23 protein-coding genes and 1 pseudogene are annotated in these 26,309 nt (G+C 70.0%); 14 read left to right on the forward strand and 10 right to left on the reverse strand.

Annotated features, from left to right (window positions below; translation table 11 throughout):
* Window positions 1-198 precede the first annotated feature (198 nt).
* The 3 genes from ABD978_RS27765 to ABD978_RS27775 all read left to right on the forward strand — a co-directional run bounded on the left by ABD978_RS27765 (window position 199) and on the right by ABD978_RS27775 (window position 5,579).
* The gene (locus tag ABD978_RS27765) at window positions 199-2,598 is read left to right on the forward strand and encodes a ricin-type beta-trefoil lectin domain protein (protein WP_345360815.1); all 2,400 of its coding nucleotides are present in this window, start codon (window positions 199-201) and stop codon (window positions 2,596-2,598) included.
* Between the two features lie 72 nt (window positions 2,599-2,670).
* Window positions 2,671-5,094 (forward strand): ricin-type beta-trefoil lectin domain protein, encoded by a 2,424-nt coding sequence (locus tag ABD978_RS27770; RefSeq protein WP_345360817.1) that lies wholly within the window; start codon window positions 2,671-2,673, stop codon window positions 5,092-5,094.
* A 134-nt stretch (window positions 5,095-5,228) separates the two neighbouring features.
* A complete protein-coding gene (locus tag ABD978_RS27775; protein ID WP_345360820.1) occupies window positions 5,229-5,579 on the forward strand; it encodes a DUF3054 domain-containing protein in 351 nt (116 codons plus the stop codon).
* Between the two features lie 60 nt (window positions 5,580-5,639).
* Here the strand turns inward: ABD978_RS27775 and ABD978_RS27780 are convergent, their stop codons facing one another.
* Window positions 5,640-6,260, reverse strand: a complete 621-nt coding sequence (locus tag ABD978_RS27780; protein WP_345360998.1) for an L-threonylcarbamoyladenylate synthase — start codon at window positions 6,258-6,260, stop codon at window positions 5,640-5,642.
* A gap of 188 nt (window positions 6,261-6,448) precedes the next feature.
* Window positions 6,449-7,126 (reverse strand): GntR family transcriptional regulator, encoded by a 678-nt coding sequence (locus ABD978_RS27785; protein ID WP_345360823.1) that lies wholly within the window; start codon window positions 7,124-7,126, stop codon window positions 6,449-6,451.
* Between the two features lie 111 nt (window positions 7,127-7,237).
* Between ABD978_RS27785 and ABD978_RS27790 the strand changes: the two genes are divergently transcribed.
* The 10 genes from ABD978_RS27790 to ABD978_RS27835 all read left to right on the forward strand — a co-directional run bounded on the left by ABD978_RS27790 (window position 7,238) and on the right by ABD978_RS27835 (window position 18,165).
* Window positions 7,238-8,287 (forward strand): sugar ABC transporter substrate-binding protein, encoded by a 1,050-nt coding sequence (locus ABD978_RS27790; protein WP_345360826.1) that lies wholly within the window; start codon window positions 7,238-7,240, stop codon window positions 8,285-8,287.
* A 77-nt stretch (window positions 8,288-8,364) separates the two neighbouring features.
* Window positions 8,365-9,450, forward strand: a complete 1,086-nt coding sequence (locus ABD978_RS27795) for a mandelate racemase/muconate lactonizing enzyme family protein (RefSeq protein WP_345360829.1) — start codon at window positions 8,365-8,367, stop codon at window positions 9,448-9,450.
* The gene (locus ABD978_RS27800; protein WP_345360832.1) at window positions 9,450-10,553 is read left to right on the forward strand and encodes an ABC transporter permease; all 1,104 of its coding nucleotides are present in this window, start codon (window positions 9,450-9,452) and stop codon (window positions 10,551-10,553) included. The genes ABD978_RS27795 and ABD978_RS27800 overlap by 1 nt, the downstream gene beginning before the upstream one ends.
* Entirely contained in the window at window positions 10,550-11,539 is a 990-nt protein-coding gene (locus ABD978_RS27805; RefSeq protein ID WP_345360835.1) for an ABC transporter permease, read from the forward strand. The genes ABD978_RS27800 and ABD978_RS27805 overlap by 4 nt, the downstream gene beginning before the upstream one ends.
* Window positions 11,536-13,047 (forward strand): sugar ABC transporter ATP-binding protein, encoded by a 1,512-nt coding sequence (locus tag ABD978_RS27810; protein WP_345360838.1) that lies wholly within the window; start codon window positions 11,536-11,538, stop codon window positions 13,045-13,047. The genes ABD978_RS27805 and ABD978_RS27810 overlap by 4 nt, the downstream gene beginning before the upstream one ends.
* Window positions 13,044-14,018 (forward strand): aldo/keto reductase, encoded by a 975-nt coding sequence (locus ABD978_RS27815; protein WP_345360841.1) that lies wholly within the window; start codon window positions 13,044-13,046, stop codon window positions 14,016-14,018. Before ABD978_RS27810 ends, ABD978_RS27815 begins: the two co-directional genes overlap by 4 nt.
* Window positions 14,015-14,848, forward strand: coding sequence for an amidohydrolase family protein (locus ABD978_RS27820; protein WP_345360844.1), 834 nt, complete (start codon window positions 14,015-14,017; stop codon window positions 14,846-14,848). Before ABD978_RS27815 ends, ABD978_RS27820 begins: the two co-directional genes overlap by 4 nt.
* Window positions 14,845-15,690: a fumarylacetoacetate hydrolase family protein gene (locus tag ABD978_RS27825; protein ID WP_345360847.1), complete on the forward strand. Its 846-nt coding sequence runs from the start codon at window positions 14,845-14,847 to the stop codon at window positions 15,688-15,690. Before ABD978_RS27820 ends, ABD978_RS27825 begins: the two co-directional genes overlap by 4 nt.
* A 49-nt stretch (window positions 15,691-15,739) precedes the next feature.
* Window positions 15,740-17,404 carry an aldehyde ferredoxin oxidoreductase N-terminal domain-containing protein gene (locus ABD978_RS27830; RefSeq protein WP_345360850.1) on the forward strand — a complete coding sequence of 555 codons (1,665 nt, stop codon included), beginning with the start codon at window positions 15,740-15,742 and terminating at the stop codon, window positions 17,402-17,404.
* 14 nt (window positions 17,405-17,418) lie between these two features.
* Window positions 17,419-18,165 (forward strand): SDR family NAD(P)-dependent oxidoreductase, encoded by a 747-nt coding sequence (locus tag ABD978_RS27835; protein WP_345360853.1) that lies wholly within the window; start codon window positions 17,419-17,421, stop codon window positions 18,163-18,165.
* A 69-nt stretch (window positions 18,166-18,234) separates the two neighbouring features.
* On the opposite strand, the gene ABD978_RS27840 is transcribed toward ABD978_RS27835, so the two are convergent.
* The 8 genes and pseudogenes from ABD978_RS27840 to ABD978_RS27870 all read right to left on the reverse strand — a co-directional run bounded on the left by ABD978_RS27840 (window position 18,235) and on the right by ABD978_RS27870 (window position 24,138).
* The gene (locus ABD978_RS27840) at window positions 18,235-18,375 is read right to left on the reverse strand and encodes a hypothetical protein (RefSeq protein WP_345360856.1); all 141 of its coding nucleotides are present in this window, start codon (window positions 18,373-18,375) and stop codon (window positions 18,235-18,237) included.
* Between the two features lie 70 nt (window positions 18,376-18,445).
* Window positions 18,446-18,592 (reverse strand): annotated as a pseudogene (locus ABD978_RS44025) (MFS transporter); the annotation flags it as partial.
* A complete protein-coding gene (locus ABD978_RS27845) occupies window positions 18,532-18,783 on the reverse strand; it encodes a hypothetical protein (protein ID WP_345360859.1) in 252 nt (83 codons plus the stop codon). The gene ABD978_RS27845 and the pseudogene ABD978_RS44025, both read right to left, overlap by 61 nt.
* Before the next feature lie 111 nt (window positions 18,784-18,894).
* Entirely contained in the window at window positions 18,895-19,932 is a 1,038-nt protein-coding gene (locus tag ABD978_RS27850) for a LysR family transcriptional regulator (RefSeq protein WP_345360862.1), read from the reverse strand.
* A 258-nt stretch (window positions 19,933-20,190) separates the two neighbouring features.
* Window positions 20,191-20,970: an SDR family NAD(P)-dependent oxidoreductase gene (locus tag ABD978_RS27855; protein WP_345360865.1), complete on the reverse strand. Its 780-nt coding sequence runs from the start codon at window positions 20,968-20,970 to the stop codon at window positions 20,191-20,193.
* Window positions 20,967-21,728, reverse strand: a complete 762-nt coding sequence (locus tag ABD978_RS27860; protein ID WP_345360868.1) for an SDR family NAD(P)-dependent oxidoreductase — start codon at window positions 21,726-21,728, stop codon at window positions 20,967-20,969. The genes ABD978_RS27855 and ABD978_RS27860 overlap by 4 nt, the downstream gene beginning before the upstream one ends.
* Window positions 21,725-22,603: an SMP-30/gluconolactonase/LRE family protein gene (locus ABD978_RS27865; RefSeq protein WP_345361001.1), complete on the reverse strand. Its 879-nt coding sequence runs from the start codon at window positions 22,601-22,603 to the stop codon at window positions 21,725-21,727. The genes ABD978_RS27860 and ABD978_RS27865 overlap by 4 nt, the downstream gene beginning before the upstream one ends.
* A 5-nt stretch (window positions 22,604-22,608) precedes the next feature.
* A complete protein-coding gene (locus ABD978_RS27870) occupies window positions 22,609-24,138 on the reverse strand; it encodes a UxaA family hydrolase (protein WP_345360871.1) in 1,530 nt (509 codons plus the stop codon).
* Window positions 24,139-24,598: 460 nt separating this feature from the next.
* Here ABD978_RS27870 and ABD978_RS27875 point away from each other — a divergent pair, with 460 nt between their 5' ends.
* Window positions 24,599-26,089, forward strand: a complete 1,491-nt coding sequence (locus ABD978_RS27875; protein WP_345360874.1) for a ricin-type beta-trefoil lectin domain protein — start codon at window positions 24,599-24,601, stop codon at window positions 26,087-26,089.
* Window positions 26,090-26,309: the final 220 nt, after the last annotated feature.

Raw genomic sequence — 26,309 nt, forward strand, 5'->3', positions numbered from 1 at the left:
GCACGCTGAGCACCCAGGGCGTGCCGAACGCCCAGAGCGTGCTGCGAACCGATTCGAAAGTGCGGATGAAAGACATTGACCCGCTTGATCACCGGTCATACCATCCGCTCGAAACCCGTCGGTTAGCGAATCGATTCGACAGATCGGCCGCCGACGGCCACCCGCAATGCCCGTCACCGTCCCGAGAGGCATCGCGTCATGTCTTTCTCAATCCCGTTCGGCCGCCGCAGGCCGGCGGCCGCGGCCGGATCCGCCGCCATCGGACTGGCCGCGGCGTCGGCCCTGTTCTCTCCGGCCGTTCCCGCCTCGGCGGCCACCTCGACCATCTACGCCGCGCCGTCGGGCGGCGGAAGCGCCTGTACCGCCGCGCAGCCGTGTTCGCTTGCGGGTGCTCAGGCGGCGGTGCGGTCGATGAACGGCGGCATGTCCGGCGACATCGTGGTACAGCTCGCTGACGGGATCTACCGGCAGACCGCGCCGCTGCGGTTCACCGCCGCCGATTCCGGAACGAACGGCCACACCGTCGTCTGGCAGGCCGCGCCGTCGGCGCATCCGGTGATCAGCGGAGCGAAGGCGGTGACCGGGTGGAGCCTGGCCGACTCGTCGAAGAACATTTGGAAGGCGAACGTCGGGACCGGCGTCGACACCCGGCAGTTGTACATCGACGGGCTTCCGGTCACACGGGCGCGCACCACCCTGAATCGGTCGGACTTCACCTTCACCGCCACCGGCATGCGGTTCGCGAGCAGCGCTCTGGGCTACCTGAACGGCCTCACGAACCAGAACCGCGTCGAGGTCGAGAGCGTGGACTCGTTCACCGACCGGTACTCACCCGTGCAGAGCATCAGCGGGAACGTCCTGACGATGCAGCAGCCGGCGTGGAACAACAACACCTTCGGCTACGACACCCTGAACAGCCCCTTCCGGGCGGGACCGCTGTACCTGGAGAACGCGTACGAGTTCCTCGACTCGCCCGGCGAGTGGTATCTCAACACCGCGACCAGCACCTTGTACTACATCCCGCGCTCCGGGCAGAACATGAGCAGCGTCGACGTGGAGCTCCCGCTGGTCCAGTCGCTGCTGGACGTCGGCGGTACCTACGACTCGCCCGCGCACGACATCACCTTCTCCGGCATCACCTTCAGCGGGACGAGCTGGCTCGGCCCGGGCAGCGGCCAGGGCTACGCCGACCAGCAGACCGGCGCGTACGTCTCCGGCAACTGGTCCTGGCCCGCGTTCGGTTCCTGCACCTCCGGCTGCACACAGTTCGAGGCGACCCGGCCGCACTGGAACCAGATGCCCGCCGCGGTCCAGGTCTCGGCGGCGAGCGGCATCACCTTCAGCGGCGACCAGTTCGTCGACCTCGGCCAGACCGCGGTGGGCATCGGGAATGACGCGAACGCCCACGCCGGCGGCGTCGGCCTGGGCGCGAGCTCGATCACCGTCAGCGGATCGGTCTTCACCAGTGACGCGGCCGGTGCCATCGTCGCGGGCGGCGTGCAGGCCGACGCGCACCACCCGAGCGACCAGCGGATGGTGAACAAGAACATCACGGTCAGCGACAACCTCGTCCACGACATCGGCCTCGACTACCGCGGCATCACGTCATTCCTGCTTACGTACGTCACGAACGCCGTGATCACTCACAACGAGGTGTACAACATGCCGTACTCCGGCATCTCGGTCGGCTATGGCTGGGGCGCCAACGACGCCGGCGGCAGTAACGACTACGCCAATCGCGGCCTGTACAACTACCAGCCGCGCTACAGCACGGGTACGACGGCGTCGAACAACCAGGTCACCGGCAACTACGTGCACGACATCATGCAGCAGATGAACGACGGTGGATGCGTCTACACGCTTTCGGCGAACCCCAACGCGCTGATCAACGGGAACTACTGCCTGCGGACGGCCGGCGGCCACGGCCTGTATTTCGATGAGGGCTCGCGGAACTTCACCGCCACCGGCAACGTGTTCTCCTCGATCGGCGGCTACTGGTCCATCGCCAATTACAACGGCGGCAACAACACCGGCGCCCTGGCCCTCACCAACAACTGGTACAGCGGCGGCAGTACGGACATTTTCAACGGCGACCACGGCAACTCCGTCGCCGGGAACACCCAGGTGAACAACAACAGCTGGCCGTCAGGGGCGCAATCGGTGATGTCGGCCGCGGGGATCCGGTCCGGCAACGGCGGTGGGGGCTCGACCGCCGTCGGCGTGCTCCGCGGCGTCGGATCCAACCGGTGCCTGGACGTGCCGAACGGGAGCCAGACCGACGGCACCTTCCTGCAGATCTGGGACTGCAATGGCGGCGCGGGCCAGCAGTGGACGCTGAACGCGAGCAATGAACTGACCGTGTACGGCACGAAATGCCTGGACGTGCCGGGCAACGCGACCAGTCCGGGAACCCGGGTGGAGGTCTGGACCTGCAACGGCGGGGCGAACCAGCAGTGGCGCCTGAACTCCGACGGCACCGTGGTCGGGGTCGGCTCGGGACTATGCCTGGACGTTACCGGCCAGGGCACCGCCAACGGCGCCGCCGTGGAGATCTGGACCTGCAACGGTGGCGGCAATCAGAAATGGACGCGCGGCTGATCGGCCGGTCAGCGGTGAAGGCGTGGGAATTCCCCGAGCCCCCATCCACACCCCTGAAAGGGACGAACCCTGATGTCAGGAACCAGCCGGTTGCTCCGGCGACTGAAAGTCTCGATCCTCATGCTCGTCGGCGTCGTCCTGGCCGCGAGCGGCATCGTGAGCGCCGCGACGACGCCGGCCCGGGCGGCCACCTCGATCACGATCAACGGCACGTCGGGCGGCCGGACGTTCGACGGCGTCGGCGCGGTCAGCGGCGGCGGCGGCAACAGCCGCCTGCTGATCGACTATCCCGAGCCGCAGCGCAGTCAGATCCTCGACTACCTGTTCAAGCCCGGCTACGGCGCCTCCTTGCAGATCCTCAAGGTCGAGATCGGCGGTGACACCAACTCCACCAGCGGCGCCGAACCCAGTCACTCCCACTTCCGCGGCGACCTGAACTGCGACCGCGGCTACGAGTGGTGGATCATGGAGCAGGCCAAGGCGCGCAATCCCAGCATCAAGCTCGTCGGGCTGGCCTGGGGCGCCCCGGGGTGGATCGGCAACGGCACGTTCCTGTCGACCGACATGATCAACTATCTGGTGTCCTGGCTGGGCTGCGCCAAACAGCACAACCTGTCGATCGACTACCTCACGGCCGCCCAGAACGAGAAGCTCTGGGACGTCAACTGGACGATCAACCTGCGCAACGCGCTGAACTCGGCCGGCTATTCCAACGTCAAGCTCATCGTCGGTGACCAGTACCCGGGTGCCTGGGTCGGAGCCGACCAGGTCGCGAGCAACGCGACCTTCCGCGCCGACGTCGACGTGCTGAGCGGGCACTATCCGTGCGGATACCTGAGCGCGCAGAACTCGTGCTCGGTGCCGTCGAACTTCATCAACTCCGGCAAGGTGCTGTGGTCGAGCGAGAACGGATCGCAGGACTACAACGGGGGCGCCGCGCCGCTGGCCCGGGGCATCAACCGGGCCTACATCGACGGGAAGATGACCGCCTACCTCAACTGGGATCTGATCGCCTCGGTCACGCCGAACATCCCGTGGCCGACCGTGGGCCTGATCCTGGCGAACCAGCCGTGGTCGGGCTCCTACTCCGTCGGCAAGGACACGTGGGCGCTGGCGCACACCACCCAGTTCACCGCTCCGGGATGGAAGTACCTCGACTCTTCCAGCGGCTACATCGGCGGCAACCGGAACAACGGCAGCTACGTATCGCTGAAGTCGACGAACAACACCGACTACAGCACGATCATCGAGACCATGGACGCGACCAGCGCCCAGACGCTCAACCTCAACGTCACCGGCGGCCTGTCCACCGGCCAGGTGCACGTGTGGGCGACCAACCTCAACTCCGGCAGCCCGGCCGACTACTTCGTGCACACCGCCGACATCACCCCATCCGGCGGGAACTTCTCCCTGACCGTCCAGCCCGGCTACCTCTACACCGTCACGACCACGACGGGCCAGGGCAAGGGCACCGCCACCGGCCCGGCCCAGGGCGCGCTGAACCTGCCGTACGGCGACGACTTCGACTCCTACTCCGCCGGCCACGAGGCCAAGTACCTCATGGACATGCAGGGCGCGTTCGAGACGAGCGCCTGCGGCGGCGGCCGTACCGGAATGTGCGTACGCCAGGCCGGCACGCAGGCCGCGATCGGGTGGAAGCCGATCTCCGACCCGTACGCCCTGCTGGGCAACACCAACTGGAACAACTACACCGTCTCCTCCGACGTGCTGCTGGAGAAGTCGGGGTACGCCGAGGTCATCGGCCGCGCCGGCGCGCAGAGCACAGGCGACCCGAACGGTCTGAACGCCTACTACCTGCGGGTCGGCGACACGGGCGCCTGGTCCATCCTGCGCTCCAACACCAGCGCGCAGTGGACCACGCTGCGCAGCGGCACCACCTCCGCACTCGGCACGAACCGGTGGCACACGCTGGCCCTCGGCTTCTCCGGCGGCACCATCACCGCCACCGTCGACGGCACCGCGGTCGGCTCGGTGAGCGACTCCACCTACGGGACCGGCCAGATCGGCCTGGGGACCAGCCAGGGTGAGACCGCTCAGTTCGACAACCTCAAGATCACCCCCGGCTCGGGCGGCGGTACCGGCGGCGGGACGACGTCCGCGCTGGTCAATGTGGCGTCCGGCCGGTGCCTGGACGTACCGAACGTGTCGCAGACCAACGGCACGCAGGTCGAGCTGTGGGACTGCAACGGTGGGACCAACCAGCAGTGGACGTCGACGTCGTCCAAGCAGCTGCAGGTGTACGGATCCAAGTGCCTGGACGCCGAGGGCGCCGCTACCTCCGCGGGAACCCGAGTGATCATCTGGGACTGCAACGGCGGCGCGAATCAGCAGTGGAATCCGAACGCCGACGGCACGATCACCGGCGTGCAGTCCGGCCTGTGCCTGAGCCCGAACGGTTCCGGGACCGCGAACGGCACCCTGATGGTCCTCGGGACCTGTAACGGCGGAAGCAGCCAGAAGTGGACCCAGAACTGACCCTGTACCCGACATTCACCACGTTCACCTGGTGACAGCGCCGGCCGGACGCGCGGAGGCGTCCGGCCGGGGCCCTTCTGCGGCAACACCTGCCAGGGCCGGATCGGCGATCCTTGGCCGATACGCTTGGGCACATGCGTTCGGTACCTGCGGTGATCTTCGATCTGTGCTGTGTGATGGCGTTCGTGGTGATCGGGCGGGCCGGGCACAGCGAGGGCGAGACCGTCGCCGGGATCGCGGAGACGGCCTGGCCGTTCCTGGCGGGACTGCTGATCGGCTGGTTGGTGACGCGGGCCTGGCGGCGGCCCGCGGCCCTCGCGGGCACCGGCGTCGGCGTCTGGCTGGCGACCGTCGCCGCGGGCATGGCCTTGCGGGTCCTCTCCGGTCAGGGAACCGCGGCCACCTTCATTCTCGTCTCACTCGTCTTCCTCGGAGTGTTCATGCTCGGCTGGCGCGCCGTGGCGCATCGGCGGCGCACGGCGTAACACCGCCGCCGAGCGGAACTCGTTCGACCCGTCTCCCCCGCCGAGACGGCGACGGCCGTGTCATTCGAAGCGGGACGGGTCTCCGGCACCTCGGCGAAGGATCTCGGGCTCGTCCTGGGAGAAATCGATCACCGTCGTCGGCACGGCGCCACACTCACCGGAATCGACGACGGCGTCGACCGCGTGATCGAGCCTTTCCTTGATGTCCCAGCCCTGGGTCATGGCTTCGCCCTCCCCGGGCAGAAGCAGGGTGCTCGACAGCAGTGGTTCGCCGAGTTCGGTCAGCAAGGCCTGGGTGACGGTGTGATCCGGAATCCGGACACCGACGGTCTTCTTCTTGGGGTGCAGCAGCCGTCGCGGGACCTCTTTGGTCGCGGGCAGGATGAACGTGTAGCCGCCCGGGGTCGCCGCCTTGATCGAGCGGAACAGCGCGTTGCTGACCTGGACGAACTGGCCGAGTTGCGCGAAGTCCTTGCAGACCAGGGTGAAGTGATGGCCGCTGTCGAGGCGGCGGATCTCCCTGATCCGGTCGATGCCCTCCTTGTTGCCCAACTGGCATCCCAGCGCGAAGCACGAGTCAGTCGGGTAGACGATCAGTCCATCCGAGCGAAGGATGTCGACCACCTGACGGAGCGCCCGAGGCTGCGGGTTGTCCGGATGCACATCGAAGTACCTGGCCATCGAGCACAGCTTAGGGGGCGGACACTCAGGAGCGACCACCCGGGATCCCCCGCACTGGCCGCGAGCGCGTCCGCCGGCCACGGGCGCGCTGTCTCGATGAGGGTTCTCCGGCGAACACCGGTGCGCCGGGGCGACGACAAGTTCGGGAGAACCGACGCCGGTCGACCGGCCCCCCGGAAGGGCGTCGCTCAGTCGAACGCCACGAGGTGACGTTTGCGACCCTCGACCAGGTGGGCACGCATGGCCGCCTCCGCCGCGTCCGGGTCGGCGGCCCGGATCGCGGCCGCGATGCGACGGTGCTCGTCGCCGGTCGCCCCGCTCTTCGCGTACGGGAAGTAGAGCCGGTGGAGGTGCAGGTGCGCGTGCAGTCGCGTGATGCCGTCGCGGAGCAGCGGATTGTCCGCGGCGCTCGCGACGAGGTCGTGAAAGCGCGCGTCGAGTGTGGTGAAGGTGGCGTAGGAGGAACGGTCGCCCGGAGCCGGACCGTCCAGCGGTGCCGCCTGCTCGGATTCGGCGACGATCGCATCGCGCGTCGCGTCATCGGCGCGTTCGGCGGCCCACCGCGCGGACGTGCCTTCGAGCACGAGCCGCATGTCGAACATATCGATGAACTCCCGCTTGGTCAGCAGCGGGCTCACCGTGTAACCGGCGAGCGCGCGTTTGCGGACCAGCCCGTCGGACTCCAGCCGGGCGAGTGCCTCCCGGACCGGCGTCGGTGAAACCTCCAGCTCGCGAGCCAGCGCATCGATGTTGACCCGGTCACCGGGAGCCAGCGTGTGCTCCATGACCAGCGTCTTGATCGCTTCGTAGACGTCGTCGCCCAGCGTCGAACGCCGTACCGGAGAGATCCGAGCGCGGCCGGTCATGCGGCCGAGTTTCCTACGAGCAGACCCTTGACCTGGTTCATGTTTGCTGAGTATACATCTACGAAACTTCCTATAGGATCCACGATCCACGAATCAGGAGGGGTGTGTGTCATGTCACCCTTGGTTCGACTCGCGTCGATCGCCGCGACGTTCGCGCTGGCCGTCTCGGTGACCGGCTGCAGCAAGAAGAGCGACGCGACGGCGTCCTCGACGACGATGAAGCCGGCGCAGGTGAAGGTCGCGCTCGTTCCCGGTGGTTCGCACCCCTACTTCCAGCCGTGGAAGACGGCCGGCACCCGGGCCAAGACCGACTTCGGTCTCGGCGACGTCACCTTCAACGAGAACTCCGGCTGGGACCAGACGAAACAGAACAACGTCCTCACGTCCCTGGCCGCGCAGGGGTACAACACATTCGGGGTGTTCGGGGTCGCGCCGGAGAACATCAACACCACGTTCGGCAGCCTGAAGCGTCAGCGCTTCCACGTGGCCTCCCTCGGGTCGTGCCCGGCGGGCTCGGCCGACGACGCCGACTTCTGCCTCGCCACCGACGTGCAGCAGGCGGCGTACAAGGCCGCGCAGGCGGCGATCAACGCGATGGGCGGGAAGGGCAACCTGGTCCACCTGACCGGGAACAAGACCGATTCCAACACCCAGCGTCGTATGGCCGGCGTGCAGCAGGCCGTCGCCGAGACCCACGGACAGGTCAAGCTCGTCGAGACGCGCACCGACATCGACACCGACCTGCAGACCGCGCAGAAGGCCGTCGCCGACCTGATCGCCGCGAAGGGCACGCAACTGAGCGGCATCGTCAACACCGCCTACAACCCCGCGGTCGCCTCCGCCGCCGCCGTGAAGCACGCCCATCTGCCGATCAAGGTCGTCGCGATCGACGACGATCCGACCGTGCTCGCCGACATTCGCGACGGCTCGGTCGCGGCGACCGTCGTCCAGAACCCCGTCGGTCAGGCCTACGTCGGTTCCTACGCCCTGATGAAGCTGTCCACCGGCTGCACGATGAAGCAGCCGGGTCTCACCATCGACTCGGGCTCGTTCGTGGTCGACAAGAAGAACGCCGGCAGCTACGACACCCAGCGTCAGGCCACCACGAAGACGCTGAAGTCCGACTTCGACGCCAAGTACCTGAACTGCCGCGCCAAGTAAGAACTGCTCCGCCACGTAAGTCCCGACGCTTCCGGGACGACCGTCCGTCGTTCCGCGAGCCAGTCCGAGGAGCCCTTTTGCCCCGCATCACCAGCGCCCAGGCGTACCTCGTCGACCTCGCCGTCGAACGGGTCCGCACCGACGCCGTCCAGTCATTCGCGAAGCAGGAGACGATCTTCGTAGACATCACCACCGACGACGGCGGGACCGGCACCGGGTACTCGTACACCATCGGCACCGGCGGCAAGGCGGTCCTCGCGCTGCTGCGCGACAGCATGCTCGGCCACCTCATCGGCGCCGATCCGCGCCGGGTCGAGGCGATCTGGCACGAGTTGTACGCCGCGAACCGCTCCACCGCGGTCGGCGCCATCACGTCGCTCGCGCTCGCCGCCGTCGACACCGCGCTGTGGGACTGGCGGTGCCGCGAAGCCGGCGCTCCGCTGTGGATCCTCGCCGGCGGCGCGAAGGACCGGATCCCGCTCTACGACACCGAGGGCGGCTGGCTCCACCTGAGCACCGACGAACTGGTCGCCGGGGCGAAGGCGAGCCAGGTGTCCGGCCTGCCCGGCGTGAAGATCAAGATCGGCCGGCCACCCGCCGAGGACGCGTACCGGCTGGCCGCCGTACGGGACGCGGTCGGCCCGGACTTCGACATCATGGTCGACGCGAACCAGTCGCAGACCGCCGCCGACGCGATCCGCCGCGCGCGGCTGCTGGAGCCGTACGACCCCTACTGGTTCGAGGAGCCGCTGCCCGCCGACGACGTCTCCGGCCACGCCGCGCTCGCCGCCGCGACCAGCGTGCCGGTCGCGGTCGGTGAGTCGATGTACTCGATCAGCCAGTTCGCCGAATACCTCAAGCGCGGTGCCGCCGGCGTCGTCCAGGTCGACGTGGCGCGGGTCGGCGGCATCACGCCGTGGTTGAAGGTCGCGCACCTGGCCGAGGCGCACAACGTCGTGGTGTGCCCGCACTTCCTCATGGAGTTGCACATCAGCCTGTGCTGCGCGGTACCGAACAGCCGATACCTCGAGCACATCCCCCAACTGCGGGCGATCACCCGACGGGAGATCCAGGTTCACGGCGGCGAGGCCCTCGCCCCGACGGCTCCCGGCCTCGGCATCGACTGGGACCGCGACGCGATCGACGATCGGAGAGTGCAGTGATGAATCGGCTCGGCCGCGCGGGCAACGCTCCCCCGCCATCGAGCGACGCGCAGGCCTCGGGCCCCGCGCCGGACCCGGCGCCGCCGGCCGGTCGCGTCGGCCGGATGCCGGTCTGGGCCAACCCCCGAATCGGCCTGCTGGCGGTGCTGGTGGTGCTGATCGTCCTGTTCACGTCGCTGCGACCGACCTTCCTGGACACCCGGCTCACGCTCGTCCCCCTGCAGTCGGACGTCAGCGTCTACCTGGTCGTCGGGCTGTCGCAGCTCGCGGTGCTCTCGCTCGGTCACATGAACATGGCCGTTCCCCGAATCGCCGCGATCAGTGCGTTCGCCGCCGGCCTGCTCTACGACAAGACCGGCGCGCCGCTGCCGCTCGACCTGCTGGCCGGGCTCGCCACCGGGGCCGCCCTCGGCGCGCTCGCCGGCCTGGTCATCGCGCGTACCGGCGTCAACTCGTTCGTGGTCACGCTCGCCATGGACTTCGCGCTCGTCGGCCTGGTGTCGCTGCTGTACTCGCACTTCACCCAGGGGGTCGCGTTCGCACGTCAGCCGGCCGGCATGGCGAGCCTCGGCGCCGACACGATGGCCGACTACTGCACCGGCGACGTGTGCGGGCCTCCGATACCGCTGCTCGTCCCGTTCGCCGTGGTCGCCCTGCTGGTCGTCGGGCTCGTCTTCCGCTGGTCGAGGATCGGCCGGGAGATCCTGATGACCGGCTCGAACCAGAAGGCGGCGGAGCTGTCCGGCATCCCGGTTCAGGCGCGGATCATCCAGGCCCATGCGCTGTCCGGAGCCCTCGCCGCGTTCGCCGGATTCCTGCTCGCCGCGGAGAACGGCGCGTTCTCCGCGAGCGTCGGCGGCCAGTTCCTGCTTCCGTCGTTCCTCGCGCCGGTGCTCGGGGGCACCTTGCTCGCCGGTGGCGCGGTCAGCGTGCTCGGCACACTGCTCGGCGCCGGCATCACCCAGGTCATCTACAAGGGGCTGAACCTGTTGCAGTTCCAGATCAATCAACTCCAGCTCTACATCGGCCTCGTGCTGCTGGCCGCGTTGTCACTGGACCGGGCCCGGCACGTGCTCGCCGAGCGGCGCGGGGTGCGGGCATGACCGCGGCCGTCGCCCCCTCCCGGGCGGGCGGAGGCGCGCGGCGGATCGTCCGAGCGCCGGAGTTCACACTCGTCTGCCTCGCCCTCACCGGATTCGTCGCGTTGAGCATCGCGACCCACGGCAACCTGCTCCAAGGCGGCACCCTCGGCGCGTTCTTCCGTTTCCTCGCGGTGCCGATCGTGATCGGCCTGTCGCAGATGGTCGTGCTCGCGATCGGCCAGATGAACCTCTCCGTCGGCGTACTGACCGGCTTCTGCGCGATGGCCGGCGCCTGGCTGATGATCGCGCAGGGCTGGCCGGCGCCGGTGGCGGTGACCGCGTCGCTCCTGCTCGGAGCGGTCGTCGGTGCGGTCAACGGTCTCCTCGTGGTGTTGACCAGGATCAACGCGTTCATCGTCACGCTCGCGACGATGACCATCGTCGACGGCCTGCGCTACGGCGTCCACGGCCCGGACACGTTCCAGGGCTACTCCCCCGGCCTGGTCGATCTCGGCCGCGCCGCAGCGCTCGGGCTGCCGGTCATCTTCCTGATCGCCGTCGTCGTCGCGGTCGCGGTCGGGCTGTTCTTCGCCCGTACGGTCGCCGGTCGCCATCTGCTCGCGAGCGGCGGCAACCCGTTCTCGGCCCGCCTGTCGGGCGTGTCCAACGACCGGTCGATCGTGCTCGCTCACACGATCTCGGGCCTGCTCGCCGGGGTCGCCGCCGTCCTGACGCTCGCGCTGTCCGGCTCGGTCAACGCCAGCGTCGGCGATGACCTGCTGCTGCGGAGTTTCGCGGCGCCGATCATCGGCGGCGTGGCGCTGGCCGGCGGTGTGGTGGCCGTCTTCGGCACGTGCCTGGCCGCGTTCCTGGTCCGCCTCGTGGACGTCGCCCAGGCGCAGTTCAACCTCGGCCAGAGCTGGGTCGACCTGATCGTCGGCGCGGTCGTGCTCGGCGCCGTCCTGGTCGGCGCTGTCCGCCAGAAGCTCACTCGGAGCAGGAAATGAAACTGTCGGCGCAGGGATTGGTCAAGGTCTTCCCGGGCGTACGCGCGCTCGACGGCGCCACGCTCGAGGTGCGGCCCGGCAGCGTGCACGCGCTCCTCGGCGAGAACGGCGCGGGCAAGAGCACGCTGGTGAAGATCCTCACCGGCGTGTACCGGCCGGACGACGGGCACATCTCGATCGACGGTGCCGACGTCGCGTTCACCGGCCCGCTCGACGCGCTCCGGGCCGGCATCGGCGTCGTGCACCAGGAGCGCAACCTGGTACCCGCGTTCACCGTCGCGGAGAACATCATGCTGCACCGGCTGCCGAACCGGCTCGGTCTGGTGCGGCGGCGACGGATCCGCGCCGAGGCCCGCCGCTGCCTCGATCTGCTCGATCTCGACCTGGATCCGGACACGCCGGTCGGTGAGCTGTCGGTCGCGCAGGCGCAACTCGTCGAGATCGCTAAGGCGCTGTCGGTGGACAGCCGGCTGCTGCTGCTCGACGAGCCGACCGCGTCGCTGACCGGCGACGAGGCCGACCGGCTCTACGCGATCGTCCGCACGCTGACCACCACGGGGCACTCCGTCGTCCTGGTCAGCCACAAGCTGGAAGAGGTGTTCGCGGTCGCGGACACGGTCACCGTGCTCCGCGACGGGCGCAGCGTCGCCGAGGCACGGCCGCTGGCCGACTACACGCGGGACACGATCGTCGACCTGATGGTCGGGCGGGCGCACGCCGCGCTCACGCTCGGCACCCGGCGCGTCGCCCCGGACGCCACACCGGCGCTGGAGCTGCGCGGTGTCTCCACCGATCGCGGCCATCGGGACATCTCGCTGGCGGTCGCGCCGGGCGAGATCCTGGGGCTCTACGGGCTCGTCGGCGCCGGCCGTACCGAACTCGCGAAGGCGCTGCTCGGCCTGGACAGGATCACTTCCGGCGAGGTCCGGGTGAAGGGCGCACCGGCGCGGATCCGGAGCGTCGGGGAGGCGCTCCGCCGGTATCGCGTCGGGTACGTCCCGGAGAACCGCAAGGAAGAGGGCCTGTTCCTGGAGCAGACCATCGCCCGCAACGTCGGCGTCACGGTCTGGCGCCGCCTGGCGAGACTCGGGCTCCTCCGGGATCGGGCCGAACGCGATCTCGTCGCGGAGTACGTCGACAAGCTCGGTATCCGTGCGGCCTCACCGCGCCAGCTCGCCGGCCGGCTCTCCGGCGGCAACCAGCAGAAGGTGAGCCTCGCCAAGTGGCTCGCCGCCGACTGCGACATCCTCGTCATCGACGAGCCGACGGTCGGCATCGACGTACGGACCAAGGCCGCGTTCCACGAGTTGATCGCCGGTCTCGCCGAGGAGGGCATGGCGATCCTGCTGATCTCCTCCGACCTGCCCGAAGTGGTCACACTCGCGGACCGGATCGCCGTCATCGGCGACTTCGCGCTCCGCGGTGAGCTGGTCAACGACCACGACTACGACCGCATGAGCCAGGCCGTCATCCGTCTCATCCACGCCACGCCGAAGGCCGCCGCATGAATCCGTTCGAGACCGTCCCGATCGGCTCGACGGGCGTGACCGTCACCCGGCTCGGCCTGGGGCTCGCCCCGATCGGCGGCCTGTATCGATCGGTCGGCGATGACGTCGCCACCGCGACCATCGACCGGGCCTGGGCCCATGGCATCCGGTACTTCGACACCGCGCCGCTGTACGGCGCCGGCCGGTCCGAGCGTCGCGCCGGCGCGGCGCTGGCCCGCCGGGACCGGGAAGCGTTCACCCTGTCCACGAAGGTGGGCCGGGTGCTCGTGCGAGGCGGTGACCGTGACGGCATGTGGGCCGAGCCGACGCCCGAGACACCGCGCTTCGACTTCAGCGCCGCGGGAATCCGCCGTTCGTACGCCGACAGCCTCGCGCGCCTGGGCCTGGACCGGGTCGACATCCTGCACATCCACGACCCCGACGAGCACTACGCCGAGGCGATCGGCGCCGCACGACCGGCGCTCGTCGGCATGCGCGCCGAAGGGCTGGTCGGCGCCATCTCGGTGGGCATGAACCAGTCGGCGATGCTGACCGCGTTCGCGCGCACCGGCGACTTCGACTGCTTCCTGCTCGCCGGCCGGTACACGCTGCTGGACCAGTCCGGGCTCGGCGATCTCCTGCCCGAGTGCCGGGCGCGGGGCCTCTCGATCATCGCGGGTGGCGTATACAACTCCGGCATCCTGGCCGATCCGGTCGACGGCGCGACGTACGACTACCGGCCGGCGCCAGAGGCGCTGCTCGCCAAGGCGCGGGCGATCCGCGACATCTGCGATAGGCATGGCGTACCGCTGCGGGCGGCCGCGCTGCAGTTCCCGCTCGGCCATCCGAGCGTGGCCGGCGTCGTGGTCGGGATGCGTTCGCCCGCCGAGGTGGACGACGCGGTCGCGATGGCCTCGGTCGAGATCCCCGGGCGGCTGTGGCGTGAGCTGATCGGTGCCGGCCTGCTTCCGGAAGGGGTCCCCACGCCGTGATCATCGACGCGCATCACCATCTATGGACCGCCGACTACGCCTGGCTCGCGGATCCGGCACTGGCCCCGATACGGCGCGACTACGCGATCGACGACCTGCGGGTCCACCTTCAGGCGGCCGGCATCGACGCGACCGTGCTGGTCGAGGCGGGGCGCTGCGACGACGCGGAGACCCGCGAGTTCCTGTCGCTCGCGGAGAACGCCCCGGAGATCGCGGCCGTGGTCGGCTGGGCGTCGCTGGAGGACCCCGCGCTCTCCGACACACTCGCGGCGCACCGGGCCGGGCCCGGCGGCCGGTACCTGGCCGGAATCCGCGACCAGATCCAGGGACACCCGGACGACTTCCTGGATCGGCCCTCGGTCCGGGCCGGTCTGCGAAGCGTCGCCCGTGCGGGCCTGATCAACGAGTTGGTGGTCCGGCCATCGCAACTGCCGGCGGTGATCCGCGCGGTCGACGCCGTCCCCGGCACGACCTTCGTGCTGGACCACCTCGGCAAGCCACGCGTCGCGGCGGGTCCGGACGGGCTGGCCGAATGGCGGGCCCTCATCGCGCCGCTCGCCGAGCGGGAGCATGTGATCGTGAAACTGTCCGGGCTGGTCGCCGAGGCCGACTGGGCCATGTGGACGGTGGACGACCTGCGGCCGTTCGTGGAGGCCGCGCTCGGCCTGTTCGGCCCGGACCGGCTGATGTTCGGTTCGGACTGGCCGGTCTGCGAGGTGGCGGCGAGCTACGAGCAGGTCGTGGACGCGATCGAGACCATCCTCGGCGGACGACCGGAGAACGTGTTCGCCACCACCGCGACGCGCACCTACATGCTGGAGGGGAAATGAAGTACATGCGGGTGGGGCCGGCCGGTGCGGAACACCCGGTCGCCTGCACCGGGGAGCGGTATCACGACCTGTCCGGTGTCACCGCCGACATCGACGGGGCGTTCCTGGCCGCCGGTGCCCTGGACGGCGCCGGGGTCGCGGCCGAGACGCTGCCCGAGATCGACATCACCGGCCTGCGGATCGGCGCGCCGATCGCGCGGCCGGGCGCGGTCCTGTGCATCGGCCAGAACTACGCGGCGCACGCGGCCGAGTCCGGCGCGCCGCCGCCCGAGGTACCGATCCTGTTCTACAAGGCGCCGAACACCGTGGTGGGGCCGTACGACGATGTGCTGATCCCGCGCGGCTCGACGAAGACCGACTGGGAGGTCGAACTCGGCGTCGTCATCGGGCGCACCGCCCGCTACCTCGACTCTCCCGAGCACGCGCTCGAGCACGTCGCGGGGTACGTCACGTCGAACGACGTCAGCGAGCGCGACTTCCAGCTCGCGGTCTCCGGCGGGCAGTGGTCGAAGGGCAAGTCCTGCGAAACGTTCAACCCCCTCGGGCCGTGGCTGGTCACGCCGGACGAGGTCGGTGACCCGAACGGACTGCGGCTGCGCTCGTCGGTCAACGACGAGCCCCGGCAGGACTCCACGACCGCCGACATGATCTTCGACGTGGCGTACCTGGTCTGGAGCCTCTCGCAGTACACCGTGTTGGAGCCGGGAGACCTGATCAACACCGGGACACCGCAGGGCGTGGCCTTGTCCGGCCGCTTCCCGTACCTGCGTCACGGCGACACGGTGGTCGTGGAGATCGACGGGCTCGGCGCCCAGCGCAGCGCCGTGAGGGACGCGCCATGAAGATCATCGCGGAGCGCCGGGCTCGGCGCCCGTTCCCGGGCGGCGCCGCATGGCGGTAGCGCATGTCGACCTCTCCGCGCGCACGGCCTGGACCGCGACGTCCGATCCGGCGGCGGCCGCGTACGTGCGCGGTGGACCGCTCGAAGCGCTGGAGGGGCTGCTGGCCGCGCTGTCGGACGGCGGCGAGGACATCGATCCGGTCGACGCGCCCGTCGCGCTCGTCGCCGGACCGGTCGCCGGCGTCGCCGGGCCCGGACTGGCCCGGATCACCGCGATCGGCCTGTCGCCGCTGTCCGGCGGAATCGCCGATACGCGGGCGGAGGGTCCGTTCGCCGCCGGACTGCGCCGGGCCGGCCTGACCGGCATCGTGCTGCACGGCCGGGCGCCCGAGCCGGTGACGGCGCTCGTCCAGGACGGGACCGTCACCCTCGTCCCGGCCGGCGATCTGTGGGGGATGGAGACCGGCGCGGCGACCGACGCGTTGACCCGCCGCCACGGCGCGGACGCGGCGGTCGCGGTCATCGGCCCCGCGGGCGAGCACGGCGTCCGGTACGCGACGGTGGTCACGTGCCGCGACCATCCGCTCCCACGGCACGGGTTCGGTGCCCTGCTCGGCGGGAAGCGGGTCAAGGCCGTCGTCTGCGTCGGCAGGTCCGAACCGTACGTCGCCGATCCGGACGCGCTCACCCGGATCACGGCGGCGTACGCGGACGCCGTCCCAAAGAACACCCTGGCCGCCTGGCAGCGCGGCACACCCGGGTTCGCGGTCTGGCGGGGTGAGCCGGGGTACGCGAACGTCGCGAACTTCACCGGAACGCGTACCCCCGGCGGTGTCGACCCGACGGCCGCGCCGGCACTCGAACGGGTCGCCGCCTGTCCCGGCTGCCCGACCGACTGCGTCAAGGTCTACGCCGGGGCGGCGGTCCACCAGGAGTCACTGGCCGCGCTCGGCCCCGGCGCGGGCGGCCCGGATCCGTGGGCGCTCAACGCACGCTGCCTTCAGCTCGGCCTCGACCCGGTGTCGCTGGCCGGGACCCTCGCCGCCGCCGGCATCCCGTCCGACGCGATCCCGGACACCGTGGAACGCCTCGCCTACCGACGTGACGACACCGGGCTGGGCGACGGAGCCGCGCGGCTCCGTGCGACCGCGGACGCCCCGATGGTCGGCAAGGGAGTGGAGCTACCGCCGTTCGATCCCCGGGTGCAGCCCAATCTCGGCCTCGGGTTCGCCGTGGCGCCGGTCGGACCGCGCTACGACATCGTCGAGCACGATCTCGACTTCGACGCCGAGCGCGGGATGCCGGCCTGTTTCCCGGAGGCGCGCCGCGTCGGCGTCGAGGTGCCCCGGCCGCTCGGGCGCCTGGACCCCGCCGGCACCGCGGTCCTGATGCGCCTGTGGAGCGGCCTGGACGCACTGGGCGTCTGCCTGTTCGCCGCGACACCGACCCGGCCGCTCACACTGGGTGACGTCGAGGACCTCGTCGAGGCGGTCACCGGAGAACGCCCGGATGTGCTCGGACTCGGGGCGCGCCGCCTGTCGCTGCAGCGCCGCGTCAATCACCTGCGCGGCCTCGGCCCTGAGCACGACACGCTGCCCGAGCGTTTCTTCACCGAGCCGGTCCAGAGCGGCCCGTACGCGGGGGCCGTCCTCGACCGTGCCTCGTTCGACCGCGCGGTGGACGTCCTACGCGAGCAACTCGGTTTCCCCTCGTGAACGTGGAGAGTGAGATGACGGAATTCGACGGCCTGGTCGCGATCGTCACCGGTGGCGGATCGGGGATCGGCGCGGCCTGCGCGTCGGCGCTGCGTGCGGCGGGCGCCCGTGTCGGCGTCCTGGACCTCGACCCGCCGGCGTCGACCGACGGGATATGCGCGGTCCGGGCCGACGTCGCCGACGGCGCGTCGCTCGACGCCGCGGTGGAGGAGGTCGCCGGCGCGTTCGGCGGCATCGACATCCTGATCAACTGCGCCGGCGTCAGCGCCGTCGGCGACGTCACCGCGAACGACGACGCCGAGTGGGCGCGCGTCCTCGACATCAACGTCACCGGAGTCGCGCGGGCGTCCCGGGCGGCGCTGCCGTACCTGCGGCGCAGCCGACACGCCGCGATCGTCAACATCTCCTCGATCGCGGCGACGGCGGGACTGGTGCGACGCGCGCTGTACTCCGCGTCGAAGGGCGCGGTGCACGCGCTGACTCTGGCGATGGCGGCCGACCTGATCGATGCCGGGATCCGCGTCACCTGCGTCGCGCCCGGTACCGTCGACACCCCGTGGGTGGCCCGGTTGCTCGCGAAGGCCGACGATCCGTCCGCCGAGAAGGCCCGGCTGGCAGCGCGGCAACCGACCGGCCGCCTGGTGACGGCGGAGGAGGTCGCCGCCGCCGTGCTCTACCTCGCCGGCCCGTTCGCCGGGGCCACCACCGGGATGTCCCTGGCGGTCGACGGAGGCATGTCCGGGCTGCGGCTCCCCCGCTAGCGCCATGTCAGCCGACGACGCACCTCATCGGGGCACTACGCGAGGCATCCACGCCGGGTGCGACAAGTGTCACCGCAGGTCCGGCAGCTTCCGGCCGAACACGGTGATGACGAGCGCGATGACCACCTGGCCCGCCAGGAACAGGACGAAGGCTTCCCGCATGCCGAGCACGGCCGGCGCGCTCAACGCCGTGAACAGGGTGCCCAGCATGGCCACGCCCACCGCCCAGCAGTTGGCCGGCCGAACTGGCCACGCCGGCGGTCGCCCCGTACGGCCCGATCGCCCGTGACCGGTGGATGCCGGTCGTGGCCGCCTGGATGGTGGACAGCACCTGTGGCTGCATCAGCGCGGCCGCCGCGCCCTGCGCTACGCGAGCGAGCACGAGGATGGTCGCGGTCGGCGCCAGCCCGCACGCCAGCGAGGCCACCGTGAACGCGGCCAGGCCGGCCAGGAACAGCCTCCGGCGCCGAACATGTCGCCCAGTCGACCGCCGAGTACGAGGAGAACCGCGTAGGCGATGCCGTAGCCGGCGACGACGAGTTCCAGCGTCGTCGCCCCGGCGTGCAGCGTGGTGTCGATGGTGGGCAACACGACGTTGACGATGAAGAAGTCGATCACAGTCAGCGCCGCACCGGTCAGGACGGTGACCAGGCCGGCGGGGTCAGTTCGGCCGGACTGGCCGGCGTTGCCCGGTCAGGCACGCTCGCGGCCACCGCTTTGAGACAGGCCCTAGTTCCTCGGGATCGGCTGTACGCCGGGCGGCAGCGGCGCCCGTCCCTGAGCGTCGAGGAACGCTTTGACGCCGGGAGCGTCCGCGCGCCGTCGCGTCCAGAACAGGGCGACCTCCCGGCAGGCGGCGGGAGAGTCGATGGTGCGGATGGCCAGCCCCTCGGTGCTGGTGGTCCGCAGTGCGAGGCGGTTGATGACGCCGATGCCGAAGGCCGAGCGGACCAACGCGACCAGGGTGGTCGGCTGGTCGGTCAGGTACACGATGTCGGCTCGCCCGGCGGCCTCGCCGAGCGTATGGCGCAGATCGAACCCGCCGCCGTCCTCCTCGCTGCCGGCCGGGTTGCCGATGAGCGGCCGCCCCAGGATGTCGTCGACGCTGACCGAGGCCTGCGCGGCGAGGGGGTCGTGCTCGCGCATCACGGCGACGATGTCCTCGCGCCAGATCGTGCGATGGCAGAGCGTCGTCTCGTGCATCTTCGGCAGTGGCGGCCGGAACGCGAGGTCGACGGTCCCGCTGACGACCATCTCCTCCAGGGTCGAGGCGTTCCCCTCGAACAGTTCGACCGTCATGCCGGGGTACTTCGACTTCAGCTCCTGCAGCACCGACGGAAGGTAGGTGGAGCTGACGCTCGGATAACTGCCGACGCTCACGTGCGCGACGAAGTTGTCGAGTGTGCTGCGTGCCGCGTCGACGCCGCGCTGCAACTCCAGCAGGGCGGTCATGGCATGCCCGCGGAACAGTTCGCCGGCCTCGGTCATGCAGATCGGACGGGCCTTGCGGTCGAAGAGCGTCACCCCGAGGGCGTGTTCGAGCGCGGCGATGTGGGCGCTGACCCGCGACTGCGACAGGTGCAGCACGAGGGTGGCCGCGCCGAACCCGCCCTTGTCGGCAACCGCGAGGAAGCTGCGCAACCAGGCGGTCTGCAGCGACATCGCGTCCCGGGGATCGCGCGGAGGCAGGTCGGCCGCGTCGAGGTCGTCGCAGGGCGCCTCCGGCGTGGCGAGACCGCGCTCGGCGGAGAACGGCACGTCGCTCATCGATCCGTTGGTCCCTGCGCCATCGCGACCAGCGTCTTGGGTGCGTTCACGTTAGGTCCCCCTTCGCGGGTCTGCGCTGTCGGTCCGATGCCGGAGAGACCCGGTGGCTGCCATTAAATAACGAAAAATCCGCCGGTCACGCCGCCTGAGGATGGCCCGGCCGGCACCGCCGGGATGCCCTCCGACCTGGTGAGGCGCCGACGGCCGCCTGCGCGCTGACGCCGCCTGCGCGCTCACGCCGCCTGACCGCCTGCGCGCTCACGCCGCCGTCATCCCTCCGTCGAGGACGAGAGCGGCTCCGTTGACGAACCGACCGTCCGGGCCTGCGACGAAGGCGACCATGGCCGCGACCTCCTCCGGCGTTCCCATCCGGCCGTCGAGCTGCCGTCCCGCCATCGCCTCGCGCGCGGCGACCGGGTCCGGTGCGTTCGCCAGGATCTTCCCGATCCATTCGGTCTCCACGGTGCCGGGGCAGATCGCCACGCAACGGATTCCGTCGCGGGCGTGGTCCACGGCGATCGCGCGGGTGAGTCCGACCAGCCCGGCCTTGGACGCGCAGTACGCCGCGCGGCGGGCCAGGCCGACCTGACCGCCCACTGAGGCGATGTTGACGATCACCCCGCTGCCGCGGTCGAGCATCAGCGGCAGTGTCGCCCGTGTGGTGAGGAAAGGCCCGGTGAGGTTCACCGCCAGGACGCGGTTCCAGTCCTCGTCGCTCGTCTCCAGCACGGTCGCGGCCACGCCGATGCCGGCGACGTTGACCAGCACCTGCGGGGCGCCGATCGTCACCGCGATCTCCCGGGTCACCGCGCCGACGTCCAGCGGGTCGCACAGGTCCACCGTGAAGGGGTGGGCCCGCCCACCGGTCTCCTGGATATGCGCATGCGTCCTGGCCAGCCCGGCGGCGTCCAGGTCCATCATCGCGACCTCGTAGCCCTCCTGGGCTAGACGCACGGCGGTGGCACGTCCGATGCCGGAGGCGGCCCCGGTCACCACGGCGACGGCGCTCATGCCGATTCGCTCGCTCCGCTCGCTCATGAGTACACCGTCCCGGGCAGCGAGCCGTCCATGGCGTACCCGCCGTCGACGTCGAGGCAGGCGCCGGTGGTGTAGCGCGCCTCCTCGGATGCGAGGTAGCAGATCGCCGACGCCACCCACTCCGGCGGCGCGATCTCCCGCAGCGGGATCTTCGCCTGCAAGGAACGGACGATCTCCGGCGTGTAGATGGGTTCGCTCATCTTGGTCCGGGTGGCGCCCGGGCGTACGCAGTTCACGGTGACGCCGTGGGGAGCCAGTTCGGAGGCCATCGTGCGGGTCATCGCCTCGAGCCCGCCCTTGGTCGCCGTGTAGGGCGCCGCGTTCGGCTCGGAGACCACGGCGTGGACCGAGGAGACGTTGACGATGCGGCCCGGCGTACCGCTCTCCACCATGACGCGGGCGGCGGCCTGGCTCAGGAAGAAGACGCCGGTCAGGTTCACCGCGACGACGCGGTCCCAGTCGGCCCGGGTGACCTTGAGGAACGGCGCGATGTGCAGGATCCCGGCGACGTTGGCCAGCACGTCGACCCGCTGGAACTCCTCCCGCAGGTACGCCTCCAGCCGCCGTCCCGCGTCCGGGTCGGCGACGTCCAGGTCGACCAGGTGCAAACGCCCCTCAGGCCGGCCCGGCCACGGCTCGACGTGCTTCAGGTCGACGGCGACGACCGTGGCACCCTCGTCCAGCAGCCGGATCGCCGTCGCCCGGCCGATGCCGGAGCCGGCGCCGGTGACCACGGCGACCTTCCCGCTGAATCTCATGATCTGACCTCTCGTGCTGGGTGAAAAAGGGCCGGCGGCCGTCCCGGAGTGTCGACGACGCGCTGCAGCACCGACCCCGACAGCGGCCACTCCGCCAACTGAGCCTCGGTGAGCCCGATCGACGCCGAGGTGATGTACATCGTGCGCAGGTCGGGGCCGCCGAAGACGACACTCGTCGGGCGCGGGACCGGCACCGGCAACCGCTCGGCCACGGTGCCGTCAGGGGTGAAGCGGGTCACGTGGGCGCCGTCCCAGAAGGCGCACCACACGTCACCGTTCGCGTCCACCCGCAGCCCGTCGGGAATGCCCGGGATCGACGACGTGTCGGCGAAGGCCTGACGGCCCGCGGCCGCCCCGGACTCGACCTCGAAGGCGTACCGGTAGATCACGTCGGCACGAGAGTCCACGAAGTACATCCAGCGCCCGTCCGGCGACCAGTCGATGCCGTTGGAACAGTAGAAGCCCTGGTCGACCACGGTGTAGGCACCGCTGCCGTCCAGCCGGTAGAGCCGGCCCACGGCGCGGGTCTCCCCGTCCTCCAGCGAACCCGTCCAGAAGCGGCCCGCCGGGTCGACCGATCCGTCGTTGAAACGGCAGGCCGGGCGATCCGCCTCAGGGTCGGCGAGGAAGGTCCGGCCGCCCGTACGGAGGTCGAGCAGATGCCAGCCGGTGCGCATACCGGCGACGAGGACCTGGGGATCGTCGGTGAGACCGAGGCAACCGACCTGTGCCCCGACCTCGATCCGCGTCGGCCGGTCGGCACCGGAGACCTGGGCGAAGACGACGCCGCCGACGATGTCCACCCAGTACAGAGTGCCGATCCGCGGGTCCCACAGCGGGCCTTCGCCGAGGGTGGCCCGGCCGTTCCAGAACACTGATGTCAAACCACGGCTCCCATCCGCCACGGCACGATCTCCTCGGTGCCGAATCCGAGCGCCTCGGACTTGCTCGGCGTACCCGATGCCATGTCCACCAGCGCCTCGAACAGCGCGATTCCGTGGCGGATCTGCTCGTCACGCGACATCGCCGGGCCCGCGTCGAAGTCCATGTCGCCGCGCATGTGCTCGTACAACCGAGTCGTCGTGCTGATCTTGAGGCAGGGAGTGGGGCGCGACCCGAAGACCGAACCCCGTCCGGTCGTGAACGCCAGCAGGTTGGCCCCGCCCGCGACCATGCCGGTCGCCGAGACCGGGTCGTATCCGGGAGTGTCCATGAAGGTCAGACCCGGAGCGGTGACCGGTTCGGCGTACGCGACGACGTCGTTGAGCGGGCTCGTACCGCCCTTGAGGACCGCGCCGAGCGACTTCTCCCAGATGGTGGTGATGCCGCCGGCTCGATTGCCCGTGGACGGGTTGTTGTCCAGCTCCGCGTCGTTGCGCGCCGTGTACGCCTGCCACCAGGCGATCAGCTCGTCGATCCGGCGGCCGACCGCGGGTGTCGCGGCCCGGTCGCGCAGCAGGTGCTCGGCGCCGTAGATCTCGGGGGTCTCACCGAGGATGACCCGGCCACCGGCGGCGACCAGCAGGTCGGCCGCCACTCCGAGGGTCGGGTTGGCGGTCAGGCCCGAGTACGCGTCGCTCCCCCCGCACTGCAGCCCCAACGTCAGCTCCGCGACCGGGATGGGCTCACGCTCCAAGCCCCCGATGTGCGAAGCCATCGCCGCGATGCGGTCCAGCGCGGCGTTGACGGTGGCGGCCGTCCCGCCCAGGTCCTGGATTGCGAGCGTCTCGACGGCGGGGACATCGCCGAAGACGTTCTCCGGCTGGTTGACCTCGCAGCCCAGGCTGACCATCAGGACCCCGGCGACGTTCGCGTGCCCGGCGTAGCCACGCAGGGTACGGCGCAGGATGTCGTCGCCGGCGGTGCCCTCGGCCATGCCGCAGCCCAGATCGTGGGTGAGGGCGATGACCCCGTCCACGCTCGGCGCCGTGAGGCGGGCATTGGCGGTCTGCGCGATCATGCGGCTGACCGTCGCCGAGCAGTTGACGGTCGGAAGCACGGCGATGTGGTTGCGGGTCGCGGCCCGACCGTCGGGTCGGCGGTAGCCCAGGAAATGCTCGCGCGTCGGGGCGGCCGGCGGAGTCCACACCGACGGCCCGGCGGGAACCGTGGCGGCACCGACGCTGTGCGGCCCGACGCCGAGGTTGTGCAGGTGCACATGGGCGCCGGGCGGGATGTCCCGCCGCGCGACGCCGATCACCTCACCGTACTTGTGCACGGGCGCACCGTCGGCGATGGCCCGTACGGCGACCTTGTGCCCCGCCGGGATGTCGTCGATCGCGGCGACCACCCCGCCCGCGACCTGGATGAGCGTTCCGCGCCTGACGTCGCTACGGACGAGGCCGACGTCGTCCGCTCCGTCCCGCGGGACCAGCGGCACGACGACCTCGGCCGGCTTCGATCCGGTCATGCAGGATCCAACCGGACCGCCGTGATTCCGCCGTGGTACTCACTCACTCATTCGCTCCGTTCAGCGAGTGCAGACGCCAGGAGAACATTTCGGAGCGGCCGCCCTGGAATCGCGCAAGGCCGGCCGCGAAGGCCTGAGGTGACATCGCCATACCGCCGAACATAGAACGGCCGACACCGCATGAGGAAACGCGAGTAACGGGACGAGGCCATCCGAAATTCGGATCGCCCCAGGTCGGCGGCACCGGCGAAGGCCCATCGCCCCTGGGGCCACACCGTTCCTCAGGTGTCCGCCGTCGACGCCGCATGCCATTCGCGAGACGGATCGGGGCGTTCTGAAATACGCGATCGACGCGCCCAAGAGGCGTCGTTACGTTCATTTCCAACTGGTTAACGGCGCGTTACTCACCGAGTCGATCCCCCGTACGGCCGTTGTCGCGCGCCAAGCCGGAGAGGAAACCATGCCACACCCTCACCCCGCCGCACCCGCCGGTACCCGCCTCAACCGCCGCCTGCTGGCCTGGATGCTGGCCGCGCTGACCGTACTGGCCATGGCGCCGCTCATGACCGTGTCCGGGGCGTCACCGGCCGCCGCCGACCCCGGTCTCGACCCCGGCCAGTTCCACGGCGTGCACTGGTCCCGCCTTGGAGACAACTTCACCGCCGACAGACTCGTGCTGCAGGGGCTGTCTCCGGACGACGACTACAACTCCGCCAGGAGCAAGGCCGACGCGATGTTCGCCGCGTTCCAGAGCTCCCTGGGCGCCAACACCGTCCGGCTGCCGATCAACCCCGCCACCGCACGCTGGGACACGTACTACGGCGTCATCGACGCCGCGACCGCCAGAGGCTTCAGGGTCATCCTGTGCTACTGGTCGGAGGACGGCAGCAACAAGATCACGGACAGCTACCTGCCCACCTGGAACCAGATGTGGGACACGGTCATCGCCAAGTACCTGTCCAACCCCCTGGTCTACTTCGACCCGATGAACGAGCCCGTCGGTTTCACCACCGCCCAGTGGCTCGGCTTCGCCGCCAACTGGATCACCCGCGAGAGCTCGGCCGGCCTACCCAGGAACCGAATGTTCATCGAGGGCGCCCAAGCGGACGCCGGCGGCTGGGGATCCGACCTCAGGCCCCTGTGCAGCGACTCCCGCTTCAACGGCACCTACCTCGCCATGCACCGCTATGGCTTTCCTTATGGCTCGCGGACCTACGACGACTGGGTCAACGACATCAAGACCTACATGGGCAACTGCGCCTCACGCACCGTCATGGAGGAGTTCGGCGCGGACGCGGACACCGGCAACGACTACGACGCGCCCCCGACCAGCACGAGCGACAAGGAGATCGCATACCTGCGTGCCATCACGGATGTCATCCATGACTACCACCTGGGCGCGATCTGGTGCCACGGCATCGGCGGCCGGACCACCAGCCCGGACCACGACACGCTGAACATCGTGCGGCTCTACAGCGGGTTGTACGGCGGTAACACCAACCTGCCACTGTGGACCCCGAACCCCACGGCCGTCGACCGTCTCGAGTACGCCTGGGGCGGGTCCGGCTCGGGCACGAGCCGACTGCGAAACGTCTACTACAACGCGTGCCTCGACGTCCCCAACGCGTCCCACGCCAACGACGTCCAGCTTCAGGTCTGGAGCTGCGGGAACGGCGACGACCAGCGGTGGACCAGGCAGTCCAACAACGAGATCAGCGTCTACAACGGGACGAAATGCCTGGACGCCCAAGGCTTCGGCAAGACCAACGGCACCCATGTCATCATCCATGACTGCCTGGGCAACTCCAACCAGCAGTGGTACTCCTTCTCCGACGGGACGATCCGCGGAGTCGACTCCCACCTCTGCCTGGACGCCGACCTGTACAGCGCCCAGAACGTCCAGCTCTGGTCGTGCGGGAACGGCACCAACCAGAAATGGCAGAGCCTCTGACGAGGATCCTTCCGGACACGCGTGAGCCGGTCGCGGGCAACGGTGACCGCGACCGGCCCACGCATTGCCGATCTTCGGGCCAGGTCCGTTGGGAGCACGGCGAAATCGGTGCGGCGATGGCGAGAGCTCGATTCGAATATCGGATTGTCACCTGCCGGAATACGCGCTTCACACCCGCAATCTCGGGACCTAACGTCTACCGCACCTGACAGGCGGATGC

The sequence above is a fragment of the Actinoallomurus liliacearum genome, from assembly GCF_039542035.1.
Lineage (GTDB): Bacteria > Actinomycetota > Actinomycetes > Streptosporangiales > Streptosporangiaceae > Actinoallomurus > Actinoallomurus liliacearum.

Bases quoted from the DNA above. Each gene is read 5' to 3' on its own strand.
- ABD978_RS27790 (WP_345360826.1), top strand. From the start codon at position 7,238: ATGTCACCCTTGGTTCGACTCGCGTCGATCGCCGCGACGTTCGCGCTG.
- ABD978_RS27810 (WP_345360838.1), top strand. From the start codon at position 11,536: ATGAAACTGTCGGCGCAGGGATTGGTCAAGGTCTTCCCGGGCGTACGC.
- ABD978_RS27785 (WP_345360823.1), bottom strand. From the start codon at position 7,126: ATGACCGGCCGCGCTCGGATCTCTCCGGTACGGCGTTCGACGCTGGGC.
- ABD978_RS27870 (WP_345360871.1), bottom strand. From the start codon at position 24,138: ATGACCGGATCGAAGCCGGCCGAGGTCGTCGTGCCGCTGGTCCCGCGG.
- ABD978_RS27855 (WP_345360865.1), bottom strand. From the start codon at position 20,970: ATGAGCGAGCGGAGCGAGCGAATCGGCATGAGCGCCGTCGCCGTGGTG.
- ABD978_RS27835 (WP_345360853.1), top strand. From the start codon at position 17,419: ATGACGGAATTCGACGGCCTGGTCGCGATCGTCACCGGTGGCGGATCG.
- ABD978_RS27840 (WP_345360856.1), bottom strand. From the start codon at position 18,375: ATGCTGGGCACCCTGTTCACGGCGTTGAGCGCGCCGGCCGTGCTCGGC.
- ABD978_RS27770 (WP_345360817.1), top strand. From the start codon at position 2,671: ATGTCAGGAACCAGCCGGTTGCTCCGGCGACTGAAAGTCTCGATCCTC.
- ABD978_RS27800 (WP_345360832.1), top strand. From the start codon at position 9,450: ATGAATCGGCTCGGCCGCGCGGGCAACGCTCCCCCGCCATCGAGCGAC.
- ABD978_RS27830 (WP_345360850.1), top strand. From the start codon at position 15,740: ATGGCGGTAGCGCATGTCGACCTCTCCGCGCGCACGGCCTGGACCGCG.
- ABD978_RS27825 (WP_345360847.1), top strand. From the start codon at position 14,845: ATGAAGTACATGCGGGTGGGGCCGGCCGGTGCGGAACACCCGGTCGCC.
- ABD978_RS27815 (WP_345360841.1), top strand. From the start codon at position 13,044: ATGAATCCGTTCGAGACCGTCCCGATCGGCTCGACGGGCGTGACCGTC.
- ABD978_RS27775 (WP_345360820.1), top strand. From the start codon at position 5,229: ATGCGTTCGGTACCTGCGGTGATCTTCGATCTGTGCTGTGTGATGGCG.
- ABD978_RS27780 (WP_345360998.1), bottom strand. From the start codon at position 6,260: ATGGCCAGGTACTTCGATGTGCATCCGGACAACCCGCAGCCTCGGGCG.
- ABD978_RS27875 (WP_345360874.1), top strand. From the start codon at position 24,599: ATGCCACACCCTCACCCCGCCGCACCCGCCGGTACCCGCCTCAACCGC.
- ABD978_RS27850 (WP_345360862.1), bottom strand. From the start codon at position 19,932: ATGAGCGACGTGCCGTTCTCCGCCGAGCGCGGTCTCGCCACGCCGGAG.
- ABD978_RS27805 (WP_345360835.1), top strand. From the start codon at position 10,550: ATGACCGCGGCCGTCGCCCCCTCCCGGGCGGGCGGAGGCGCGCGGCGG.
- ABD978_RS27860 (WP_345360868.1), bottom strand. From the start codon at position 21,728: ATGAGATTCAGCGGGAAGGTCGCCGTGGTCACCGGCGCCGGCTCCGGC.
- ABD978_RS27765 (WP_345360815.1), top strand. From the start codon at position 199: ATGTCTTTCTCAATCCCGTTCGGCCGCCGCAGGCCGGCGGCCGCGGCC.